Consider the following 20,184-nt stretch of genomic DNA (forward strand, 5'->3'; position numbering starts at 1 on the left):
CCTGCGAGCCGGATGTCGTTCCCGGTTGGTGCGCTGCGGCGCTCCACCATTGCTCATGGGTATGCATACACCCGCTTCCGGGTTTTGCCTGACTCCGCCCCCATTTCGGCCCAGTTCTTGCATCGCGATTTGCCAGCGGCGCGCCGAACGTTTATCACCTTTCGGGTGGTGATCTCACCACGGAGGGTGCGCGTGGGACTTTTCTCGACGATCGTCGGACGCGGCAAGGCAGCGTCTCAGCGTTCCGGGTCAGCGTCCGCGCCGGTGCGCGGTTTCGGCAGGCCTGCAGAGGCGGCGCCCGGCGCCGATGACATCGAGGCCCGTTTCCAGGCCGATTTTGAAGCGGCGCTGACGGCGGACCTGCAGGCACCACGCGAGGCGCCGGCAGTCATGTCCGCTCCCGGCCGCGTGGTCGAGGCCGGCCGCGCTCCGGCAATGCCCGCCGTGACGGCGTTCCGCACGCCCGAGCCCATGGCCGGCGAACAGCGCATGCTGAACGCGGTGGGCCTCGCCAAGAGCTATGGCGGCCGCCAGGTCGTGCGCGGGGCCAGCCTGCATGTGCGGCGCGGCGAGGCGGTGGGCCTGCTGGGGCCGAACGGCGCCGGCAAGACCACCATCTTCTACATGATCACCGGGCTCGTTAAGGCCGATGCCGGACGCATCGAGCTCGACGGCCACGACGTGACCCACCTGCCCATGTACCGCCGCGCCCGCCTCGGCGTCGGCTATTTGCCGCAGGAAGCCTCGATCTTTCGCGGCCTGTCGGTGGAAAACAACATCCGCGCCGTGCTGGAGGTGGTGGAGCCGAACCGCCGCGAGCGTGAGCGCCAGCTGACCCAGCTGCTGGAGGAATTCCGCGTTACCCATGTGCGCAAATCGCCCTCCATCGCCCTTTCCGGTGGCGAGCGGCGGCGTGTCGAAATCGCCCGTGCACTGGCCTCGCGCCCCACTTTCATGCTGCTGGACGAGCCTTTCGCCGGCATCGATCCGATTGCCGTCGGCGACATCCAGGCGCTGGTGCGCCAGCTCACGGAGCGCGGAATCGGCGTTCTGATCACCGATCATAATGTGCGCGAGACTCTGGGCCTCATCGACCGCGCCTACATCATCCATTCCGGTTCGGTGCTGATGGAAGGCTCGCCCGATGAAATCGTGGCGAGCGAAGAGGTCCGTCGCCTCTATCTCGGCGAGGAGTTCCGTCTGTAGCATGGGCCCCGCCTCGCCAATCGCCTCCTTTGCCGCCGCCCGTGGGGAGTGCGCGCCATGTCGCTAGGTCCGCGTCTCGAATTCCGCCAGACCCAGTCGCTGGTGATGACGCCGCAGCTGATGCAGGCGATCAAGCTGCTGCAACTCTCCAATCTCGATCTCGTGGCCTATGTGGAAGCGGAACTGGAGCGCAACCCGCTGCTGGAGCGTCAGGCGGAGCCCGAGGGCGAGCGCGCGGCAGCGGGTGAGGGCGAGGCCGATGCCGGCGCTGTGCGCGAGCGTACCAGCGATGCCGATCTCGACCCGCGGGCGGAAGCCGCTGGCGAGCGGGACGGGCGGGACGAGCGTGACGGCCGCGACGAGCGGGTTTCGGACTGGCTGGAAGAGCGGCTCGACACCAGCCGCAGCGCCATCGAGGACCGGCTCGACACCGGCATGGAGAATGTCTTCCCCGACGATGCCGGCCGCGAGCCGGTAGCGCCCTCTCCCAGCAGCGAGGGGCCGTCCTATTCCGAATGGACCGGAACGGGCGGCGGCGGGCAGGATTCCGAGGGCTACAATCTCGAAGCCTTCGTCTCGGCCGAGACCTCGCTGGCCGACCATCTCGAATCCCAGCTGGTGCTGGCGGTCAGCGATCCGGTCGAGCGTCTCATCGGCCTCAACCTCATCGACCTCATCGACGAGGCCGGCTATCTCGCCGCCGACCTCGCCGGCGTCGCTGAACGGCTCGGTGCCCCGGCGGCGACGGTGGAGAAGGTGCTGGCCGTGGTGCAAACCTTCGACCCGCCCGGCATCGGCGCGCGCTCGCTGGCGGAGTGCCTGGCCATCCAGCTGCGCGAGCGCAATCGCTACGACCCCTGCATGGCGGCATTGCTCGCCCATCTGGAACTGCTGGCCCGGCGCGAATTCGCCACGCTGAAGCGCGTGTGCGGCGTCGACGACGAGGACCTCGCCGAGATGGTCGGCGAAATCCGCCGGCTGAACCCCAAGCCTGGCCTCGCCTTCGGCTCCGGGATTATCCAGCCGGTGGTGCCGGACGTCTTCGTGCGCGGCGCCACCGACAACTGGCTGGTGGAACTTAATTCCGAGACGCTGCCACGGGTGCTGGTCAACCAGGCCTATTATGCCCGGGTGCAGAAGATCACCCGCAATGAGCGCGAAAAGGCCTTTCTCTCCGACTGCATGCAGACGGCGACCTGGCTCACCCGCTCGCTCGACCAGCGCGCCCGCACCATTCTCAAGGTGGCGACCGAGATCGTGCGCCAGCAGGACGCTTTCCTTTCGCTCGGCGTGCAGCATTTGCGGCCGCTGAACCTGCGCATGGTGGCCGACGCCATCGGCATGCACGAATCAACCGTCTCGCGGGTGACGTCCAATAAATACATGGCGACGCCACGCGGAATCTTCGAGATGAAGTATTTCTTCTCGTCTTCTATTTCGTCCTCTGACGGGGGCGAGGCGCATTCGGCGGAATCGGTGCGCTTTCGCATCAAGCAGATGATCGAGGCGGAACGCCCCGACGACGTCCTTTCCGACGACACGCTGGTGCAGCGCCTGCGCGAGCTGGGCATCGACATTGCTCGCCGCACGGTGGCGAAATATCGCGAGGCGATGCGGATTCCCTCCTCCGTGCAGCGTCGGCGCGAGAAACAGGCGGCGGTTTCCGCCGGCTGAGCAGGCCGGCGCGCGGGGTGTCGGAATGGTTTCGCACCCGCTTCACACAACCTTCGCGTACGCTGTCCACCGCCCCTCGTTGACACTTTCCCTCGCGGCTCATACCTCTTAGTGGCACCGGCCGGGCATGTAGGGGGTTCGGGCAGGGCGAGGGGCGATTTCGCGAACGCTTCCCGTCCCGCCCCAGCAGAGGGACTAGTCACGATGCCGCTGCGGGTTTCAGGAAAAAATCTCGACGTGGGTGAAGCTCTCAGGCAGCGCGTTTCCGATCGCGTCGCCGGGGCGATGGACAAGTACTTCGACGGTGGCTGGTCCGGCCACGTCACCGTGGCCCGCGAGGGCTCCGGCTATCGCGCGGACTGCGCACTGCATCTCGACAGCGGGACGGTGCTGCAGGCCCACGCGGACGCGCAGGACCCGTACGCCAGCGCCGATGCCGCCGTAGGGCGGATCGAGACGCGGCTGCGACGCTACAAGAGCCGGGTCAAGCGCCGCGCTGGCAATGGTGACGGCGCGGGTGAGCCGGCGCTGGGCGCCGAGACCGTTCCGCTCACCGTGTTCTCGACACCCGACCACGAGGACGCGGAGCCGGCCGAAGGCTGGTGCCCGACCGTCGTGGCCGAGGCGACCGCCAACCTGCCGCGCCTCTCGGTGAGCAACGCGGTGCTGGAGCTCGATTTCACCGGCGCTACCGCCCTCGTGTTCCGCCATGCCGGCCATGGCCGCATCAACGTCGTCTACCGGCGCGGGGACGGTCATGTCGGCTGGGTGGACCCACCGGCCAGCGCCTTGGCGGAAGAAATCCATTGATCACCCTGCCTCATGGGAAGCGCGCGGCTGCTGAAGCGGTTCGCGCGCTTCGTCTCGCCCCGACCCGGGTCGCCACGCCGCGGATCGTCTCATGGCTCTGAACGATATTCTGACACCCTCCGCGGTGTTTCCTACCCTCAAGGTCGGCAGCAAGAAGCAGGCCCTGCAGGAGCTTTCTGCCCATGCGGCGGGGCTGCTGAAGCGGGACGAACGGGAGATTTTCGAGACGCTGAACCAACGCGAGCGCCTCGGCTCCACTGGCGTCGGCAATGGCATCGCCATTCCGCACGGCAAGTTGGCGAAGATGGACAAGCTGTTCGGCATGTTCGCCCGGCTGGAGCGGCCGATCGACTTCGAGGCGCTGGATGGCGAGCCGGTCGACCTCATCTTCCTGCTGCTGGCGCCGGAAGCGGCGGGGGCCGATCACCTGAAGGCTCTGGCGCGGGTGGCCCGGCTGCTGCGCGACCCGGAGACCGCCCGCAAGCTGCGCCATTGCCGCGACGCGCAGGCAATCCACACCCTGCTGACCGGCACGCCGGCCACTGACGCGGCGTAGATCGCCCCTGCGAGCGGAATCGCGCGCCGGGTTCGGTGCGGGCGGGTGATGACTTTCGCCGTCCGGCACCCTACCTCAGACGGGTCATAAGTCGTCCGTGAGGAGCCGTGCCATGCCCCAAACCCTTTCCGCCAGCCTTGCCCTTTCCGCCGGCCAGTGCCGGGCCGCACGCGCCCTGCTCGGCTGGAGCGCCGCCGAACTCGCCGGGAAGGCGCGGGTGACGCCCGCCTGGCTGGAGGCCTTCGAGCGCGGCGGCGAGGCGGTTGACGACCTCGACCCCGGCGAGGCGGGGCGTGTGCTGCGGGCGCTGGAGGAGGCTGGCGTCGAATTGTTGGCGCCCGGCCAGGCAAGTTCCGGCGGCGGGCCGGGCCTGCGCATACGCCAGCAGGGGGGCTATATCCCGGCGGAGCAGCTCTCTTCGGCCAATGATGGCTAGGTGTGTTCTGCCGCCCGCACCTCTGTCCTCACCTCTCCCCGTCGGGGGGAGGTCGCCGCGTGGTGGCGGGTGAGTGGGATGCCCCTGCGGTGGATGGCCCCTCACACCAACCCGCTCCCCGACGGGTAGAGGGAGAGAGTGGCTACTGTCTTTCTACGGCGTGATAGCCACTTTCAGCACGCCGTCGCGCTGGTGCGCGAACAGGTCATAGGCCGCCTCGATGTCGTCCAGCTTGAAGCGGTGCGTGACCAGCGGCTTGAGGTCGATGCGGCCGGAAGCGATGACGTCGATCAGCCGCCGCATGCGCTCCTTGCCGCCGGGGCAGAGCGTGGTGACGATCTTGTTGTCGCCCAGCCCCGCCGAGAACGCTCCCAGCGGGATGGTCAGATCGGTGGAATAGACGCCGAGCGAGGACAGCGTGCCGCCGGGGCGCAGCACCTTAAGCGCGTTTTCGAACGTGCCCTGCGTGCCCAGCGCCTCGATCGCGACGTCGACGCCGCGACCATCGGTCAGCGCCATGATCTGCTCGACTACGTCGCCCTGCCTGAAGTCTACAACGTCGCTGCAGCCGAGCTGACGGGCGATGGCGAGCCGCTCGGGCACGGTGTCGACGCCGATGATGCGGGTAGCGCCCTTCAGCTTCGCGCCCGCCACGGCGCACAGGCCAATGGGGCCGAGCGCGAACACCGCCACCATGTCGCCGATCTGCACCGCGCCGCTCTCGGCGCCTGAGAAGCCGGTGGACATGATGTCCGGGCACATCACCACTTCCTCGTCGGAGAGCGCGTCCGGCACGGGGGCGAGATTGGCGAGGGCGTCGGGCACCAGGACATACTCGGCCTGCGTGCCGTCGATGGTGTTGCCGAATTTCCAGCCGCCCATCGGCTTGAAGCCGTGCTTCATAGCCGGCCCGTCCTGCGAGCCACAGCCGCACAGGCACGCATAGGAATGACCGCTCGGGGTGATGGCGCCGGCGATGATCCGCTGGCCCTCGGAAAAGCCTGTCACCTGCGAGCCGAGCTTCTCGATGATGCCCACCGGCTCGTGGCCGATGGTAAGTCCTCGGGCGACGGGATATTCGCCCTTCAGGATATGCACATCGGTGCCGCAGATGGTGGTGGTGGTGATCCGCACCAGCGCGTCGAGCGGCCCGACATCGGGAATCGGCTTCTCGTCGAGAACGATGCGGCCAGGCTCAATGAAGATGGCGGCTTTCATCCGGGGCATGGCTGTCTCCTGCTGTTGGCGCGCGCGAGCCTCGCGCGCCCGACAGGGAGTTGCCATGACAGGTGTCAAAAGCCGGCGATCAATCGACCGGGGCCGGCTCGACCGACGCGGGGGTCAGCCTATGCCGCGTTCGGCCATCAGCCGGATCACCGCCGCCCTGAGATCCCCGATGCCGAAGCCCTCGCGGCTGGAGGTCGGGAAGACGATGGGAAAGGCCGCCGGACGCTTGGCAAGGCCGGCCTGCGTCTCCGCCACTCGTTCCACCAGTTCGTCCGCCCGGAGCTGGTCGGCCTTGGTCAGCACCACGGCATAGGAGACGGCGGCCTTGTCGAGCCCGTCCAGCACGTCGCGGTCGATCGGCTTCAGCCCATGGCGGGAATCGATCAGCACGAAGACGCGGGCGAGGTTGGCCCGCCCACGCAGATAGGCGTGGACGGTGGCGGTCCAGGCGTCGACCTTGTCTTTCGGCGCCTTGGCAAAGCCGTAGCCCGGCATGTCGACCAGGGTCAGCTCCGGCCCGAGGCCGAAGAAGATCAGTTCCTGCGTGCGCCCCGGAGTCACCGAGGTGCGCGCCAGCGCCTTGCGCCCGGTCAGCGCGTTGACCAGGCTCGACTTGCCGACATTGGAGCGGCCGGCAAAGGCGATCTCGATGCTGCGCATGGGCGGCAGCGTGGCGATGGTGGGCGCCGCCGTGAGGAAGGCCCATTCACCGGCAAAGAGGCGTCGCCCGGCTTCGATCTCGTCCGCCGTGAAGGCCGACGCGGCGGACGTATCGTCGGCCTGTTCCATGGCGTTCAGTTCCCCCGCATCAGCCGGCACTCGGCTTTTTCTTACGGACGAAAACGCTCTTCACATTGTCCCACAATTCGATCTTCACGCCGTGCTTGCGCATGATGATGGACTGCTGGATCACCGAGAGGGTGTTGTTCCATGCCCAGTAGATGACCAGGCCGGAGGCGAACGAGGCCAGCATGAAGGTGAAGACCAGCGGCATCCAGTCGAAGATCATCTTCTGCGTCGGGTCCGGCGGGGCCGGGTTCAGCTTCATCTGCGCCCACATGGTGATGCCCATGATGATCGGCCACACGCCGAGCATCAGGAAGGCGCCAATCACCGGAACCGAGGCGGGATTCCACGGGATGAGGCCGAACAGGTTGAAGATGGTCGTCGGGTCGGGGGCGGAGAGATCGCGGATCCAGCCGAAGAACGGCGCATGCCGCATTTCGATGGTGACGAACAGCACCTTGTAGAGGGCGAAGAAGACCGGGATCTGGATCAGGATCGGAAGGCAGCCCGCGACCGGGTTGATCTTCTCCTTTTTGTAGATCGCCATCATCTCCTGTTGGAGCTTGACGCGGTCGTCGCCGAAGCGCTCGCGCAGCGATGCAATTTCCGGCTGCACGGCCTTCATCTTCGCCATCGAGGCGTAGCTCTTATTGGCGAGCGGGAAGAAGATGCCCTTGAGCAGCACGGTGACGACCAGGATGGCGACGCCGAAATTGCCGACGAAGCGATAGATCCAGTCGATCACCAGGAACAGCGGCTTGGTGATGAAATAGAACCAGCCCCAGTCGATCAGCAGGTCGAAGCGGTCGATATTGTACTGGGCCTGATAGCTGTCGACCAACTGCACCACCTTGGCGCCGGCGAACAGACGACCATCGGTGGAAGCCTTGGCGCCGGGCGCCACGGTGACGGCATCGCCGAGAAAGTCGGTCTGGTAGGTCAGGTCATTGCCGGTCTGCGCGGCGGAGAACCGGGCCTGCACCTTTTCTTCCGAACCGGGAATGATGGTTGCGGCCCAGTACTTGTCGGTGATGCCGAGCCAGCCGCCGACCGAGGGGAAGGTCTGGCTACGGGTCTCGGCGATGTCGTGGTACTTGATCTCGTGCAGCCCGCCCTCGGAAGTGACGCCGATCAGGCCCTCATGCAGGATGTAGTAGCCCAGCGTGTGCGGCGTGCCGTGGCGGGAGACCAGCGCATAGGGGTGCAGCGCGATCGGCTCGGCAGTGGTGTTTTCCACCTCGTCGAGCACATGGAACATGTAATTGGCGTCGATGGAGAGGGTGCGGCGGTAGGTGAGGCCTGCGCCATTGTCCCAGGTGAGCAGGACCGGCGTCTCCGGCGTCAGGCGGGCGCCTTCCGGGGCGGTCCACAGCGTATCGCCGGCCGGCACCGCGACGGTCGCGCCGGCGCCCGGCACCCAGCCGAATTCGGCGTAGAACGGGTTCGGCCCGCCCGAGGGCGAGAGCAGCACGATGATCGGGCTGCTGTTGTCGACGGTCTCGTGGTAGCCCTTCAGCGACAGATCGTCGATGCGTCCGCCGCGCAGGGCGATGGAGCCGATGACGCTCGGGGTCTCGATGGCGATGCGCGGCGTGCGGGCCAGCGCTTCGGCCCGGGTCATCGCGCGCGGCGCGGTGCCAGTTGCGGTGGGGGCCGCGGTTCCGGGAGCGGGAGCCTGCGAGCCGGCCTCGGTGCCGGCCTGGCCGGGCGCGCCGGCCTGCTGGGCCGCCTGCTGCTGCGCGGCCTGCTGCCGCTGCTGCTCCATCTGCGGTACACCGGAGAAGAACTGCCAGGCAATGAGCACCGCCATCGACATGACGATGGCGACAATCATATTGCGGTTTTCGGACGTCATGGCAGGGGCTCTCCGTCGGCGCGCGGCGGGCGCTGCGCGGCGTCGGCGCGCGCAGGCTTCGGCGGGCGCCGGCTTCCTGAGTGAAGGCGGGCGATTCCCCGCTCTATGTCGTGGATGAGGGCGGTGAAAGGCGTGCCGAGCGCAGCGCGCCGGGCGACGATCACATAGTCGAAACCGTCCTTGGCCGCGCGTGGCAAGGCGTCGCGGGCCGCCGCGCGCAGGCGCCGGCGGATTCGGTTTCGCACCACGGCATTGCCGTGTTTCTTGGTGATGGTGAGGCCGATGCGGGCCGGCGCCTCGTCGGCGCGGTCGCGCCCCTGGAGCAGCAACGGTCCCGAATTGGCACGCAGCGCGGACGCTGCGGCCAGGAAGTCCTTGCGCTTGACGAGCCGGTGCATGGCAGGGCGCCCATCCTCAGGCAGCCGGGCAGCGTGCCCCAGCCATACGGGGCCGAAAGACGAAATCAGGCAGACAGGCGCTTGCGGCCATGAGCACGGCGCAGATTGATGATCTTGCGGCCGGTGCGGGTCGCCATGCGCGCACGGAAGCCGTGCCGACGGGCGCGCACGAGCTTGCTCGGTTGATAAGTGCGCTTCACGGGTCTTTCTCCGCTTGTTCGATCTGCCGCCCTGGTACCGGAAGGTTCCCGTTCCGGTACGCCACGGAACCAGCCGGGGCGAAAAACGCAGATGCGGGAAGCACTCCAACGGCAGGGCAGCCGTGGTTGGGCGGCTTATAGGGGGCACTCCTGCCCAAGTCAATGCGCCAATCCCGGTTGCGTCCGCCAATCCACCTCCGTGCGCCACTCCCGCTCTGACGTTCTGGGAGCGAGCTGGCGCGTGTCCGCGCAGAGGAAAACGGAGCGGCACAGGGTAACGTAAAAGCGCCGGCATCCGGGCGCCTCTGGCAACGGCGCGTCGACGCCTTACATGAATGTGATCGGGCGCGGGAGGCAGGCCGGGGACGAGGACAGGCGCGTGCCTTCCTGATCCGGCGTCGTTTCCCTGCCGTAATCCTCCCATCCGATGGCGCGAGTCGGGGCCCGGGAGGGGCGCGGGAGCGGAAGAAACGTTGTTTGGCATGAAGAAGCGTTCGCAAGCCGGGACCGATGGCGTCACCGTGCCCGCCGTCCCGGCGGACGGTGATCGCGCGCGTCCTGGCGGCGGGGGGCTGCCGTCGGGCGTCATGGACTTCGGTGTCGCAGGCGACCCCGCTGCGCTGCGCCTCTGCGAAGGTCGTGGCTTCCATCTCGGCCTGTCTGGCAAGCTTCTGGCCTTCACACTTGCCTTCGTGCTGCTCGCGGAGGTGCTGATTCTGGTGCCTGCGGTCGCGGCGTACCGTCTCAACTGGCTGTCCGACAGGCTGGCCTCCGCGCGTACCGCCGCCCTTGTGCTCGACGCCGCGCCGGACGGCATGATTTCGCCGCAGCTGACACAGGAACTGCTGCGCAGCGTTGGCGCCATCACCGTGGCGCTCAAGCGCGACAACACGCGCCGGCTCCTCGCCTCCTCCGACATGCCACCCGAGGTCGACCACCACGCCGATGTGCGCGACGTGGGGCCGTGGCAGGCGGTGCGGGAGGCGTTCGATACGCTGCTTTCCCCGGATGGCCGGGTGATTCGCGCCGTCGGCACCCCGCCGCGCGGGGGCGGCTTTGTCGAAATCGTCATCAGCGAGACGCCGTTGCGCAAGGCGATGCTGCGCTTCACCGGCAATGTGCTGCTGGTGTCGCTGGTCATCGCCGCGCTCACCGGCGCGCTGGTCTATCTCGGGCTTGCCTGGATGTTCGTGCGGCCGATGCGTCGCCTCACCCAGCGTATGGTCGCCTTCCGGCTCAACCCGGCCCTGCCGGTGCTGGAGTTCGAGGACGACCGGCGGCTGGACGAGATCGGCCAGGCCGAGCGCGAGCTGACCACGATGCAGCGCCGGATCGCCGAGACGCTGCAGCAGAAGAACCATCTCGCCGCGCTCGGCCTCGCGGTGTCGAAGATCAACCACGATCTGCGCAATCTGCTGGCCTCGGTGCAGCTGATTTCCGACCGCCTCGCCGACATACGCGACCCGGCGGTGCAGCGATTCGCCCCCAAGCTGGAGGCGGCGCTGGACCGCGCCATCGCTTATTGCGAACACACGCTCGCCTATGGCAAGGCGCAGGAGCCGCCGCCGGAGCGGCGCATGGTGGCGCTCGCCCCGCTGGTGGCGGAGGTGCGCGATACGCTCGGTCTCGGCGCGGGGGAAGACGGCACCGGCATCGGCTTCGTCGAATCGGTCGACCGCGACCTGATGGTCGATGCCGACCCCGACCAGTTGTTCCGCGTGCTGCTCAATCTCTGCCGCAACGCGATCGAGGCGCTGCGCGCCCGCGCGCCCAATGATGTCGCGCGCGACCAGATCCGCATCACCGGCCGGCGCGAGGGCGCCATCGTCATCATCGAGGTCGCCGATACCGGCCCGGGCGTGCCCGAGCGCGCGCAGGCACACCTGTTCGAGGCGTTCCAGGGCTCGGTAAGCCGTGGCGGCACCGGCCTCGGCCTCGCCATCGCCGCCGAGCTGATGCAGGCCCATGGCGGCGATGTGCAGCTGGTGCCCGGCACGATCGGTGCCACCTTCCAGCTGCGAGTACCTGACCGCCCGGTCGATCTCGACGCCCATCGGGCGCTGCGCTCCTACGGTTGAGGTCGCGGGCGGGGGCATAACCACAGGACATTGCTGAATGCAGAGAGTGACCAAGCGCAGCGGCGTCAGCCGCCGGAGCCTTATTGCCGGCCTTGCGGCCTGCATGCCCCTCCTCGCGACGTCCGCTGCCCACAGTCAGTCTCACCTTGCCACGCCGGTGCTGCCGGGCGCGCCGGATGCCCGGCCGGCCACCGTCACCGTGTCCGGTGGCGCGATCCAAGTCGATGGCCAGCCCTTCGCGGTGCGCGGCGTCGCCGGCGACGGGCCACTGGCGGTGCTGCCGGGCCTCGGCGCCACCACGGTGCGCAGCTATGGCGAGGACCCCGGCCCGCTGCTCGACGAAGCCGGCAAGCTCGGGCTGAAGGTGATCGCCGGGCTATGGGTTGGCCAGCCCCGGCAGGGCGCCGACTACACCGACCCGGCCTTCCGCACCCGGCAACTGGCGGAGCTCGAAGCCGTGGTGACGAAATATCGCGAGCATCCCGCCCTGCTGATGTGGGGCATCGGCAATGAGGTCGAGGTGGAACTCGCCGACGGTTCGGCGGTGTGGCCGGAGATCGAGGACGTGGCCGCCATGGTCGCCCGGGTCGATCCCGCCCATCCCCCGCTCGCCGTGCTGGCCGAAACCGGCACCGACAAGGTGGAAAAGCTGCGCAAGGCGGCGCCCAGCATCCGTGTGCTCGGCCTCAACTCCTATGGCGACGCGCTCCCTTCCGTGGTCGAGCGGGCGCGCCGGCAGGGCTGGGAAGGGCCGATCATCATCACCGAGCTCGGCGCGCTCGGCCAGTGGCAGGCGGCCCACGCCCCCTGGGGCGCCCCCTTCGAGCCGAGTTCGACCCAGAAGGCGATCCAGCTGCGCCGCTATCTCCCGGCGCTGGAGGAGCAGGGGGCGGGCGCCATCGTCTTTCTCTGGGGCCAGAAGCAGGAGGTGACACCGAGCTGGCACAGCCTGCTGCTGCCCGATGGCGTCTGGCTGGAGGCGGCGGAAGCCATGGCCCAGGCCTGGGGCGGCCAGCCGCCGGGCGGCAACCAGGCGCCCCGCATCGCCTCCCTGCGGGTGGCGGGCGACCCGAGCGCCCCCTTTGCCGCCTGGGCCGCGGATGAGGAGGGCGCCTTCACGCTCGACGCCGTCGAGCCGGATGGCGACCTGATGGAGGTGCGCTGGTTCGTCATGGCCGAGAGCGTCGACCGTGGCGTGGGTGGCGACCCCGAACAGGTTCCGAAGCTTTTTCCCGATGCGGTGCGCCAGAGCGGACCCTCGGGAGCACGGGTCTCGGACCTCAAACCGGGCGCCTACCGGGTTTTCGTCGAGCTGCGCGACGGCAAGGGCGCCGGCGCGACCGCGAACATGCCGTTCGAGGTGCGGTGACGCAGGCGCGGGGCGGGTCTCGGATCGCAAGGCACACCCCATCTATAAGGCGGGCCGTCTTTCGCCGTGTCGTGCGGCCATCCGGAGCCGGCGTGCCTGCCGCCGGCGCGACGCGCGGGCCGGTGATTTCCCGGTGAACAGCGCCAGTGCCGGCTCGCCTTCCCGGGTTGTGCTAGAGCCAGGAACGGCCAGGCGAGCGGCTGCGCCCTCGGCGATCGAGGACGTCGCGAAAACGGTCGAAGCCTGTGGATAGCGCGCTTCGTTGTCGCCACGTCTTGCCAAGTGCGCGCAAACGGGGTAGCAGACGGGCCCTCGCAGTCGGCCATCACCTCGGTGCCAGCCGCCGCGATCAGGCTTCCTCCTTCACCGGCGGGAAGCCGGGCGCCCGTAGCTCAGCTGGATAGAGCACCAGACTACGAATCTGGGGGTCAGGAGTTCGAATCTCTTCGGGCGCGCCACTTTTCTACGAGAGATATCAAGACCTTGTGCCGCTTGGCGGCTGTCTCTCTCGGATAACGTTCTCCATCGCGTTCCCGGCCCGGTTCACGCGCTGTTCTTGCGGCTCGCAATGCGAAGGTCGGCGACGCGCCCGGTCTTCTTGAGCGAGCTGCGATTGTAGCGGTGCGTGGTGCTGACCTGAGTGTGCCCGGCCGTGTTCATCACGTCGGAATCGTCGGCGCCGGCATCGAGCGCTTCCGTCACCGCGCCGGCGCGCGCGTCCATGCTCCACACGTCATCGGGGATCCCGGCAAGGCGGGCGACGCGCCGGAATTCGGCGGCGTAGAGCCGGCGCTTGTAGGGCAGTCCCGTCCCTCGCACAGGATAATCGGGCCCACACGGCGCTCGGGCGGTACGCGGGCTATCTCGGCCTGGGTGTCGGGAAGACGTGCTAGATCGTGCTCGACTTTGGTCGCGGTCTTGTTCGTCCGCTTGACGAGCACGCCGTCCTCGATGTGGCTCCACGTCAGGCCGCCGTGCCACCGGGGTTCACCTTCGCCCTCGTCGCGCGACCATTTCCCGATTACGTCGCCCTGCCGCATGCTGAGGTCGAACTGCAGCGTGACGGCCAGCGCCAAGGACGGGCGGCCACCCGTTCAACGAGGGCGCCGGGAACGTCGCCCGCCGCCCTTCGCGCGCCCTCTCGCTCGACAACGAGGGCGCGCGCTTCATCAGCGGCGGTAAAAATGCGGGTGAGTTGATCGCCCGGCATGCCGCCCGTTGTCGCGGCCTCAGCCACGGCGCCGGAGAGGAGCCGCAGCGCACCGAAGTCGCGCACATCGCGGGCGTGAGGACGGATCATTACAGTAGGAGCCGGCGCGGTCGCCAAACGCGCGATGTACCGGCTCAGCGTCAGGCCCAGCCCCTCCAAGGGCTGGAGCCAATCGGCGCCGAGATCCACTGCAAGCGTGGCCGGATTGACGGGAGCCCCCGCCGTCTGGCGCGCTTCGATAGCCGCGAACGCGGACGACGCGCTTCGCCTTTTTGGATGAGGCGCACCAGGCCACAGCCGCCGCCCTCCACCGTTGCCCCTGCGCTGAGTGTCGCTATCGCGTGATCGTCGATCAGCCCGCCCCCGGTCGCCATCTGCTTCAAGTGCTTCGCCACGGCATCGACCACGCTGTAGTTCATCTCGTCGGCACAACGGAGCCACAGGGGCGGCGACAAGGTTTCGGCGCTATGTCTTTCAGCCCACCGGGCGGCGCTGCTTGCCCATTGGTCACGTGACACTGGCGGGGGAGCGCCGCGCTCATGGTCTCCAATAGGCCGGGTCTGCGATGGCGGAGGCATCTGGGAGGGCCTTGCCGGCCGGCCGCACGCGGATATTGGTGTAGTCCTCGCACAGTGTCATGAGCCAGAGCTGGCTCCTTCCGGACCTGGGGTCGACGATGGCGCGCGCATAGGCGTCGTCATGGCCGGGCGCATCGGTGAAGCGGGTCCGGGACGAAATGTCGAAAGTGCCCCCGACTGCCGGGCCGCAGCGCCCGCGCTGGCGCAATTCGCGGGCGAGATCGGGCGCGGAGCGGTGGCTGCGGGGGTGAACCCAGTCCTCGCGCGCCCATTTCTCCCAGCGCGAGAGGCCGAATTCGCGGGTCCAGTAGGTCTGCTCCATCTGCAGGGTCGCGCCGGGCGAGAGGCCGTCGCGGCTGACCTGCGCGAAATGGCTGGAGACGATCGACACCAGCTCGCGGTCCGAGGTGTAGCGCATGGGCGCGACCAGCCAGGTGGTCAAAGCCCGGCGGTAGCGCGTGGGGCAGGCGGCGGGCAGTGCGGAGGCGGCGCCGGTGGCGAGGCGGCTTTCAAAGACGCCAAATCCGCCCTGGCCCACCGCCGGCACGGTGGCCGGCGCGATCACCCAGCCCCGGAAAAAGCGCCGCGAGGAAACGCTGCCGTCGCGGCAGAGGGGGGTCTGGTAGACCGAGAGGGCGACCGGGCTGTAGCTGCCCATGATGAAGCCGTAGCCCTCGTCGTGCCACTGGATCGAGGCGCCGCCCTCGCCGGGCCTGCCCGGTCGGCCGCGGGCACCCCCGCAGGGGCTCACCGGCAGGCTGAGGGTGGAGGAGACGATGCGGGTCTGTCCGCCCCGCTCCACCGGCCGGTTCAGCTTCGCCACCGTGCCGCCATCCTCCGTGCAGTGCCCGCCGGGATTGAGGAAGTTGCGCAGTTCATAGGGCGGGGTCTCGCCCGGGCGCAGGTCGCGCCGGCGCGCGCAGGCGGCATCGCCGGGAACGAGGTTTGGTATGATGGCGTCGGCGGCATCGACGCACACATCCATCGCCATGTAGTCCGCGATGGTTGCCTGCGGTTCTGCTCGCGCCGGCGCGGCAAGGCCGGCCAACAGCGCGGCCAGCGGTGTCAGGCGGAAGAGCTTTCGCATCCTGACCTCCTTTGTGACGGGCGGCGCCTCCCAGAGCCGGGGCGCCGCGCAGGGCCTGCGCGGGCGGCTCAGTCCACCGACCAGCTCGTGCTGGTGCTGCGGGCCATCGAACTGATCATCAGCGCCATGCGCAGGAACTTGGTGAACTCCACCCCGGGGGCGTTGGCAACATAGACGATGTCGCCGGCACGGATCGGGAAGGCGCGGGCGATGAAGTAGCCGGAGGGGTCCTTCAGGTTGAGACGGTAGATGACCGGCACGACGCTGTTGCCTGACAGGAAGGGCGATTGCGGATTAATCGCCCGTACCACGTCCGCCTGTTCGTAGCGGAAGATGAACACGCCGCTGGGGTCGGCCTGGGTGTCGATCAGGCCGCCGGAGGAGCCCACCGCTTCGGCGACGGTGAAGTCCTCGCGGTCGATCGCCACCTCGCCCGCTCCCTTGACCGCGCCGAGCGCGGTGAAGCTCTGCGGGCGCCGGAACACGTAGACCGTGTCGCCCGGCTGCATGAAGATATTCTCGTCCGGCCGGGCGAGCACGGCGGTCAGCTGCATCGTCGCGCTGCGCTTGCCACGGGTCACGCGTACGAAGGTTTCGTGCGGCGGCGCCTTGATGCCGCCGGCCTGGGCGATAACCTCCAGCAACCTGTCGCCCTTCACGTTGAGATTGACGCGGCCGGCACCCGTGAGGTCGCCGACCACCACCACGGAGGCGGAGGTCTGTTGCGGCAAGGTGATTAGCACCTGCGGGTCGATCGACTTGCCGGTCAGCCCTTGCTCGATCGTTTTGGCGATCTCGCTCGGCCGCTTGCCGATGACCGACACTTCGCCGACATAGGGAACCTTGATATGGCCGTCGCGATCCACCGTCTGCTGCGGCAGCATCTCGCTGCCCGAGCCGGCCTCGGCGGAGCCGCCCCCGAAGAGACCGCCGGAACTCGCCTCCCAGATCGAGACCTGGACGACATCGCCGACATTGACGCGGGTTTCGGGAGCGGGCCTGCGGGCGCCGAAGCTGGTGGCGAGGCTCGCCGAACGCCACAGGTGCATGGCCTGGACCACATGCGAGTCCACATCGACGATCTCGTAATCGACAGGTTCGCGCGGCTGCATGACCTCTTGGGTCACGGGCCCCGAGCCGGGAAAAAACACGCAACCGCCGAGCGAAAGGCCCAGCGCGACAAGCCCGGCAAGGCGGGCCTTCGGACCACGGATAATCAAGCCACCCGATCCTTTTTACTTTTGCAGCGTCTATCTAAGACGGTCAAAGATGACCAATTCCATATCGCACTGCAAAACAAGGTGTAAAACCCGCTTCCTGTGGTCGAGGAAGCACAGTAATATAAAATCAATATTGAACTATATTCAGAACAGAACAGCCAATAGCCAGACGTCACTTTTCAGGGCGACGGGCCAAGGCAACAGGTGAGGGGCGACGCCGGCGTCGGCCGCAGATCGGGCCTGTGCCGGCGCCATTGATCCCGTGCTTCCCCCCGGCACCGGCCGCTGGGCCGGCCGGGGGGCTGGCACCTATTCGGCGGGGGCGGGGGCCGCGTTGGCCTGCCGGGCGAAATAGTTGCGCTCGGCCTTCAGCGCCCGGCGGGCCGCCTGGATGCACTCCTTGCGCTTCTGGACGCTGAGTTCTCTCCATGCGGCCTGGTCGAATTCGACCAGACGGCGGGCCACGAAACGCTCAAGCTGGCGGCTGATTTCAGGAAGATCGTTCATGTCGGCTCCTTCAGGTTAGGTCGGACCGCCCGACCGAAAGTGATGGAAGGCAACTTCAGGCCGATGGCCCGAAGGGTTCGTCGGCGAGACGCTCCTCGTCCTCTTCCTCCGACCCGTCGTCCGTTTCGGACGCCGGGCCGTCGTCGATGGTGCGGAAGAGGCGGATCGCGTCGCCGATCCGGTCGAACATGTGCAGCCGGCCCTCATGGAGCACGGCGCCCATGTCCGCGAATCGTCGCAGCATCTGGGGGGATCGGGTGGTGAAGATCAGCGTGGCGTGCGCCCGGCGCGCCTGTACCAGGTCGGCGCAACGCGCGCGGAAGGCGCCACTGCCGCCGAACAGCGCTTCGTCGGCGAGAAAGATGTCGAACGGCAGCGCGTAGGACGCCGCGAATAGAAAGCGGGAGCGGCGCTCGCGCGTGTAGCTCGACAGCGGCTGGTCGAGTTCCTCCTCCATCTGCGTGAAGCGGCCCACGAAGCGCGCCGCCGCGTCGCCGTCGAAGCCGTTGACGCGGGCCACGAAGTGCAGGTTCTCGCGGCCGGTCAGTGCGGCGTGGTAGGCCTGCGTGTTGGCGACAGGCGGCGAGACCGAGCCGCGGCGGCGGATCGTGCCGCGATCGGGCAGTGTCGCTCCGCCGATCAGCCGGATGAGCGTCGACTTGCCGGCGCCGCGCGCACCGAGAATGCCGATCGAGGTCGCGCGCGGGAAGGTGGCGTCGAGGCGCTCGAACACGCGGCGGGCGCCGTGCGCTGCGTGGAATGTCTTGGCGATGCCCGCCATTTCGACCGCCATCATACCAGCCTCGCGCGGAAGACACGTTCGAGCGCCAGGCCGATGAGGAGAGCGACGACGCCGAAGCCGATGAGGTACGTCTTGTCGAGGGTGAGCGTGGGATAGGTGAGATAAAAGCCGGAGCGGAACCATTCCAGCCCGTGCAGCAGCGGGTTCCAGCTCAGCCAGTAGCGGATTTGCGGCGGCATGAAATCCGGCACGAAGAACACGCCGGACATGAAGATGAGCGAGCGCGAGAGCACGCCGTAGATCACCGCCCAAAGCCGGAAGAAGGCGCCGATCACCCCGTTGATGAGGCCGACGCCGATGGCCAGCAGCGCGGTGGCGGCAAAGCCCTCTATCGCCAGCATGGGCCGGATCGGGATGGCCTCGGGAATGCCCATGGCATAGATGACGGTGAACAGCAGCACCGCTACCACCAGTAGCGTCGCGGTCTCCAGCAGGGCGCGCGCCAGCATGATGTCGAGCGGCTGGATGGGCGCCAGCGCCCGCACCAGCCCGCTGGCGCGGATCGCGCTGGTGGTGCGCCCGGACACATGGGTGAACAGGAAGAACGGCATAATGCCGGTGCCGAGGAACAACAGCAGGCTGGTGCCGAAATCCGGCCGGCGGCCGATGATGCTGAAGATGCCCATCATCATGGCGAGCTGGAGGATCGGCTCCAGCAGCGCCAGCAGATAGCTCAGGCGCGAATGCACCGAGCGCAGCCGCATCTCGCGCAGCATCAGCGCGATAACCACGCGTCCCTGCGTGTGCAGGCCGTGCAGGATCGCGTTGAGGCCGACCCTGTCTTCCGGCGTGTCGGCCGGGGGTATGAAGGTCATCGCCGCTCCCCTCAGGCCACATGGTCGCGGATGGAGAAGAACACCATGACGCTGATGAACCACAGCGCGCCGGCGGCAAGGAAGACGATCAGGATGGAGACGCTGCGGCGCGGGTATTCGCTCGCCTGCGCCTGCGCGGGCTGTACATAGGTGGCGACATAGGTCTGCTGGGCGGCGGCCTCCGAACGCGCGAGTTCAAGCGCCGAGAGGGTCGTCTCGTAATATTTCTCGGCGAACTGCCGGCTGAGATCGACATCCTCATAATTCGACAGCACGTCGGAGAGCACCGGCAGCGTGCCGGGTGCAACGCCGCCGGCTGCGCTCGCGCTGCCGCCGCCCTTGCCGATTTCACGCTCGATGGTGGTGATTTGCTTGCTCGTCGCGGCGATGCGGCTTTCCAGCACTTTCACGGTCGGGGCGTTGGAATCCATATAGGTGCGCAGCGAGGCGAGCTGGGATTGCAGCCCCGCCAGTTCCCCGCGCAGCTTCATCGCGAGGTCGAGCGTGCCGCCGGCGGTGCGGGCGGCGTCTGGTGTCTGCTCCAGGTCGCGGAACTGGCGCAAGGCGAGGCGCGCGCCGCGCAGCCGGTCCTCGGCGCGGGAGACGTCGGCCTCGGCGAAGGTCACGGCATCGCGCCGGGCGCGGGCCGAGATGTCGTTGATCAGCGTTTCGCTCTGGGTGACGAGCCGGGCAGCAATCTGGTGGGCGTCTTCGGGCGTGAACGCACGCACGCGCACCAAGGCAAGGCCCGTCGCCAGATCGAAGGAGGCGTCTATCATCGACTGCCAGTAGGAGACGAGGCTTTCCATCGTTGCCTCGCCCCCCAGCCGGGAGAGGGGGTCGACGCCAGCGCGCGCATACATGGCGCGCAGGTCCATCGTCTTCATCAGGTCTTCCACCGCCTGGCGGCTGGAGAGGTAGTCGACGACGAGGAAATTGTCGGTAAAGCCGCCGGAGCGGGCCGCTGCGCCGAGGGCGGTGCTCGCCGCGCTGGCGCCGGCCGGGGCGAAATCCTGGCTGCGCACGGCGAAGCGGAACTCCGACATGTACTGGTTGGAGACGACGAAGCCGTAGTAGAGCGCCGCGACAAGGGTCGGCACGGCGACCATCAGCAGGAACGACGCCCACAGCCCGACCGACCGGCGCTTGCGCGCCTTGCGCGGCAGACTCGACGCGAGGTCGTCCGCGTGGCTCTCCGGCAGGGCGAAATCATCGCGCTTGGCGGCTGGCCGCATTGGCTTGGCGCGCTTGGCCGGGGCAAAGGCTTCGTCCGCCTCCGGCAGACCGCGCGCCACCGGCCGCAAGGGCTCTTTCCGCACGGGCGGAGCGACCTTAGGGGCAACCTTGAAGGTGTCCGACGGATTAAGGGG

The 20,184-nt window shown here is 68.1% G+C and carries 19 protein-coding genes and 1 tRNA gene; 8 read left to right on the forward strand and 12 right to left on the reverse strand.

Annotation, left to right across the window (positions count from 1 at the left end):
• Positions 1 to 312: 312 nt before the first annotated feature.
• From lptB to EV667_RS04555, 5 genes are all read left to right on the forward strand, one after another.
• On the forward strand, positions 313 to 1,206 hold the full coding sequence (gene lptB / locus EV667_RS04535; RefSeq protein ID WP_425359015.1) for an LPS export ABC transporter ATP-binding protein: 894 nt from the start codon (positions 313 to 315) through the stop codon (positions 1,204 to 1,206).
• A 57-nt stretch (positions 1,207 to 1,263) separates the two neighbouring features.
• On the forward strand, positions 1,264 to 2,880 hold the full coding sequence (gene rpoN, locus EV667_RS04540) for an RNA polymerase factor sigma-54 (RefSeq protein WP_131834091.1): 1,617 nt from the start codon (positions 1,264 to 1,266) through the stop codon (positions 2,878 to 2,880).
• 204 nt (positions 2,881 to 3,084) lie between these two features.
• Positions 3,085 to 3,690, forward strand: coding sequence for a ribosome hibernation-promoting factor, HPF/YfiA family (gene hpf / locus EV667_RS04545; protein WP_131834092.1), 606 nt, complete (start codon positions 3,085 to 3,087; stop codon positions 3,688 to 3,690).
• 91 nt (positions 3,691 to 3,781) lie between these two features.
• Positions 3,782 to 4,246, forward strand: coding sequence for a PTS IIA-like nitrogen regulatory protein PtsN (ptsN, locus tag EV667_RS04550; protein ID WP_131834093.1), 465 nt, complete (start codon positions 3,782 to 3,784; stop codon positions 4,244 to 4,246).
• Positions 4,247 to 4,358: 112 nt separating this feature from the next.
• Entirely contained in the window at positions 4,359 to 4,682 is a 324-nt protein-coding gene (locus tag EV667_RS04555) for a helix-turn-helix domain-containing protein (protein ID WP_131834094.1), read from the forward strand.
• Positions 4,683 to 4,835: 153 nt separating this feature from the next.
• Here EV667_RS04555 and EV667_RS04560 read toward each other — a convergent pair whose 3' ends face one another.
• The 5 genes from EV667_RS04560 to rpmH form a co-directional block, all read right to left on the reverse strand.
• On the reverse strand, positions 4,836 to 5,909 hold the full coding sequence (locus EV667_RS04560; RefSeq protein ID WP_131834095.1) for an NAD(P)-dependent alcohol dehydrogenase: 1,074 nt from the start codon (positions 5,907 to 5,909) through the stop codon (positions 4,836 to 4,838).
• A 114-nt stretch (positions 5,910 to 6,023) separates the two neighbouring features.
• Positions 6,024 to 6,698: a ribosome biogenesis GTP-binding protein YihA/YsxC gene (gene yihA, locus EV667_RS04565; RefSeq protein WP_131834096.1), complete on the reverse strand. Its 675-nt coding sequence runs from the start codon at positions 6,696 to 6,698 to the stop codon at positions 6,024 to 6,026.
• A gap of 19 nt (positions 6,699 to 6,717) precedes the next feature.
• The gene (yidC, locus tag EV667_RS04570) at positions 6,718 to 8,550 is read right to left on the reverse strand and encodes a membrane protein insertase YidC (protein ID WP_131834097.1); all 1,833 of its coding nucleotides are present in this window, start codon (positions 8,548 to 8,550) and stop codon (positions 6,718 to 6,720) included.
• Positions 8,547 to 8,948: a ribonuclease P protein component gene (gene rnpA / locus EV667_RS04575; RefSeq protein WP_131834098.1), complete on the reverse strand. Its 402-nt coding sequence runs from the start codon at positions 8,946 to 8,948 to the stop codon at positions 8,547 to 8,549. Before rnpA ends, yidC begins: the two co-directional genes overlap by 4 nt.
• Before the next feature lie 65 nt (positions 8,949 to 9,013).
• Positions 9,014 to 9,148, reverse strand: coding sequence for a 50S ribosomal protein L34 (rpmH, locus tag EV667_RS04580; RefSeq protein WP_018389439.1), 135 nt, complete (start codon positions 9,146 to 9,148; stop codon positions 9,014 to 9,016).
• Positions 9,149 to 9,630: 482 nt separating this feature from the next.
• Between rpmH and EV667_RS04585 the strand changes: the two genes are divergently transcribed.
• From EV667_RS04585 to EV667_RS04595, 3 genes are all read left to right on the forward strand, one after another.
• Positions 9,631 to 11,226 carry a sensor histidine kinase gene (locus EV667_RS04585; RefSeq protein WP_131834099.1) on the forward strand — a complete coding sequence of 532 codons (1,596 nt, stop codon included), beginning with the start codon at positions 9,631 to 9,633 and terminating at the stop codon, positions 11,224 to 11,226.
• A 37-nt stretch (positions 11,227 to 11,263) separates the two neighbouring features.
• Positions 11,264 to 12,595, forward strand: coding sequence for a glycoside hydrolase 5 family protein (locus tag EV667_RS04590; RefSeq protein ID WP_131834100.1), 1,332 nt, complete (start codon positions 11,264 to 11,266; stop codon positions 12,593 to 12,595).
• 381 nt (positions 12,596 to 12,976) lie between these two features.
• Positions 12,977 to 13,053, forward strand: a tRNA-Arg gene (locus EV667_RS04595).
• Positions 13,054 to 13,138: 85 nt separating this feature from the next.
• Here the strand turns inward: EV667_RS04595 and EV667_RS22520 are convergent.
• The 7 genes from EV667_RS22520 to EV667_RS04630 all read right to left on the reverse strand — a co-directional run bounded on the left by EV667_RS22520 (position 13,139) and on the right by EV667_RS04630 (position 20,133).
• On the reverse strand, positions 13,139 to 13,414 hold the full coding sequence (locus tag EV667_RS22520; protein WP_165901549.1) for a tyrosine-type recombinase/integrase: 276 nt from the start codon (positions 13,412 to 13,414) through the stop codon (positions 13,139 to 13,141).
• Positions 13,415 to 14,342: 928 nt separating this feature from the next.
• Positions 14,343 to 15,470 carry a hypothetical protein gene (locus EV667_RS04605; protein ID WP_131834102.1) on the reverse strand — a complete coding sequence of 376 codons (1,128 nt, stop codon included), beginning with the start codon at positions 15,468 to 15,470 and terminating at the stop codon, positions 14,343 to 14,345.
• Between the two features lie 68 nt (positions 15,471 to 15,538).
• Positions 15,539 to 16,690, reverse strand: coding sequence for a polysaccharide biosynthesis/export family protein (locus EV667_RS04610; protein WP_131834103.1), 1,152 nt, complete (start codon positions 16,688 to 16,690; stop codon positions 15,539 to 15,541).
• Between the two features lie 309 nt (positions 16,691 to 16,999).
• Entirely contained in the window at positions 17,000 to 17,197 is a 198-nt protein-coding gene (locus EV667_RS04615; RefSeq protein ID WP_131834104.1) for a hypothetical protein, read from the reverse strand.
• A 55-nt stretch (positions 17,198 to 17,252) separates the two neighbouring features.
• Complete coding sequence (locus EV667_RS04620) at positions 17,253 to 17,978, reverse strand: ABC transporter ATP-binding protein (RefSeq protein ID WP_165901550.1); 726 nt, start codon at positions 17,976 to 17,978, stop codon at positions 17,253 to 17,255.
• A gap of 11 nt (positions 17,979 to 17,989) precedes the next feature.
• Positions 17,990 to 18,814 carry an ABC transporter permease gene (locus EV667_RS04625; protein ID WP_131834106.1) on the reverse strand — a complete coding sequence of 275 codons (825 nt, stop codon included), beginning with the start codon at positions 18,812 to 18,814 and terminating at the stop codon, positions 17,990 to 17,992.
• Positions 18,815 to 18,825: 11 nt separating this feature from the next.
• A complete protein-coding gene (locus EV667_RS04630) occupies positions 18,826 to 20,133 on the reverse strand; it encodes a KpsE/RkpR family capsule polysaccharide export protein (RefSeq protein WP_165901551.1) in 1,308 nt (435 codons plus the stop codon).
• Positions 20,134 to 20,184: the final 51 nt, after the last annotated feature.

The sequence above is a fragment of the Ancylobacter aquaticus genome (assembly GCF_004339465.1).
Lineage (GTDB): Bacteria > Pseudomonadota > Alphaproteobacteria > Rhizobiales > Xanthobacteraceae > Ancylobacter > Ancylobacter aquaticus.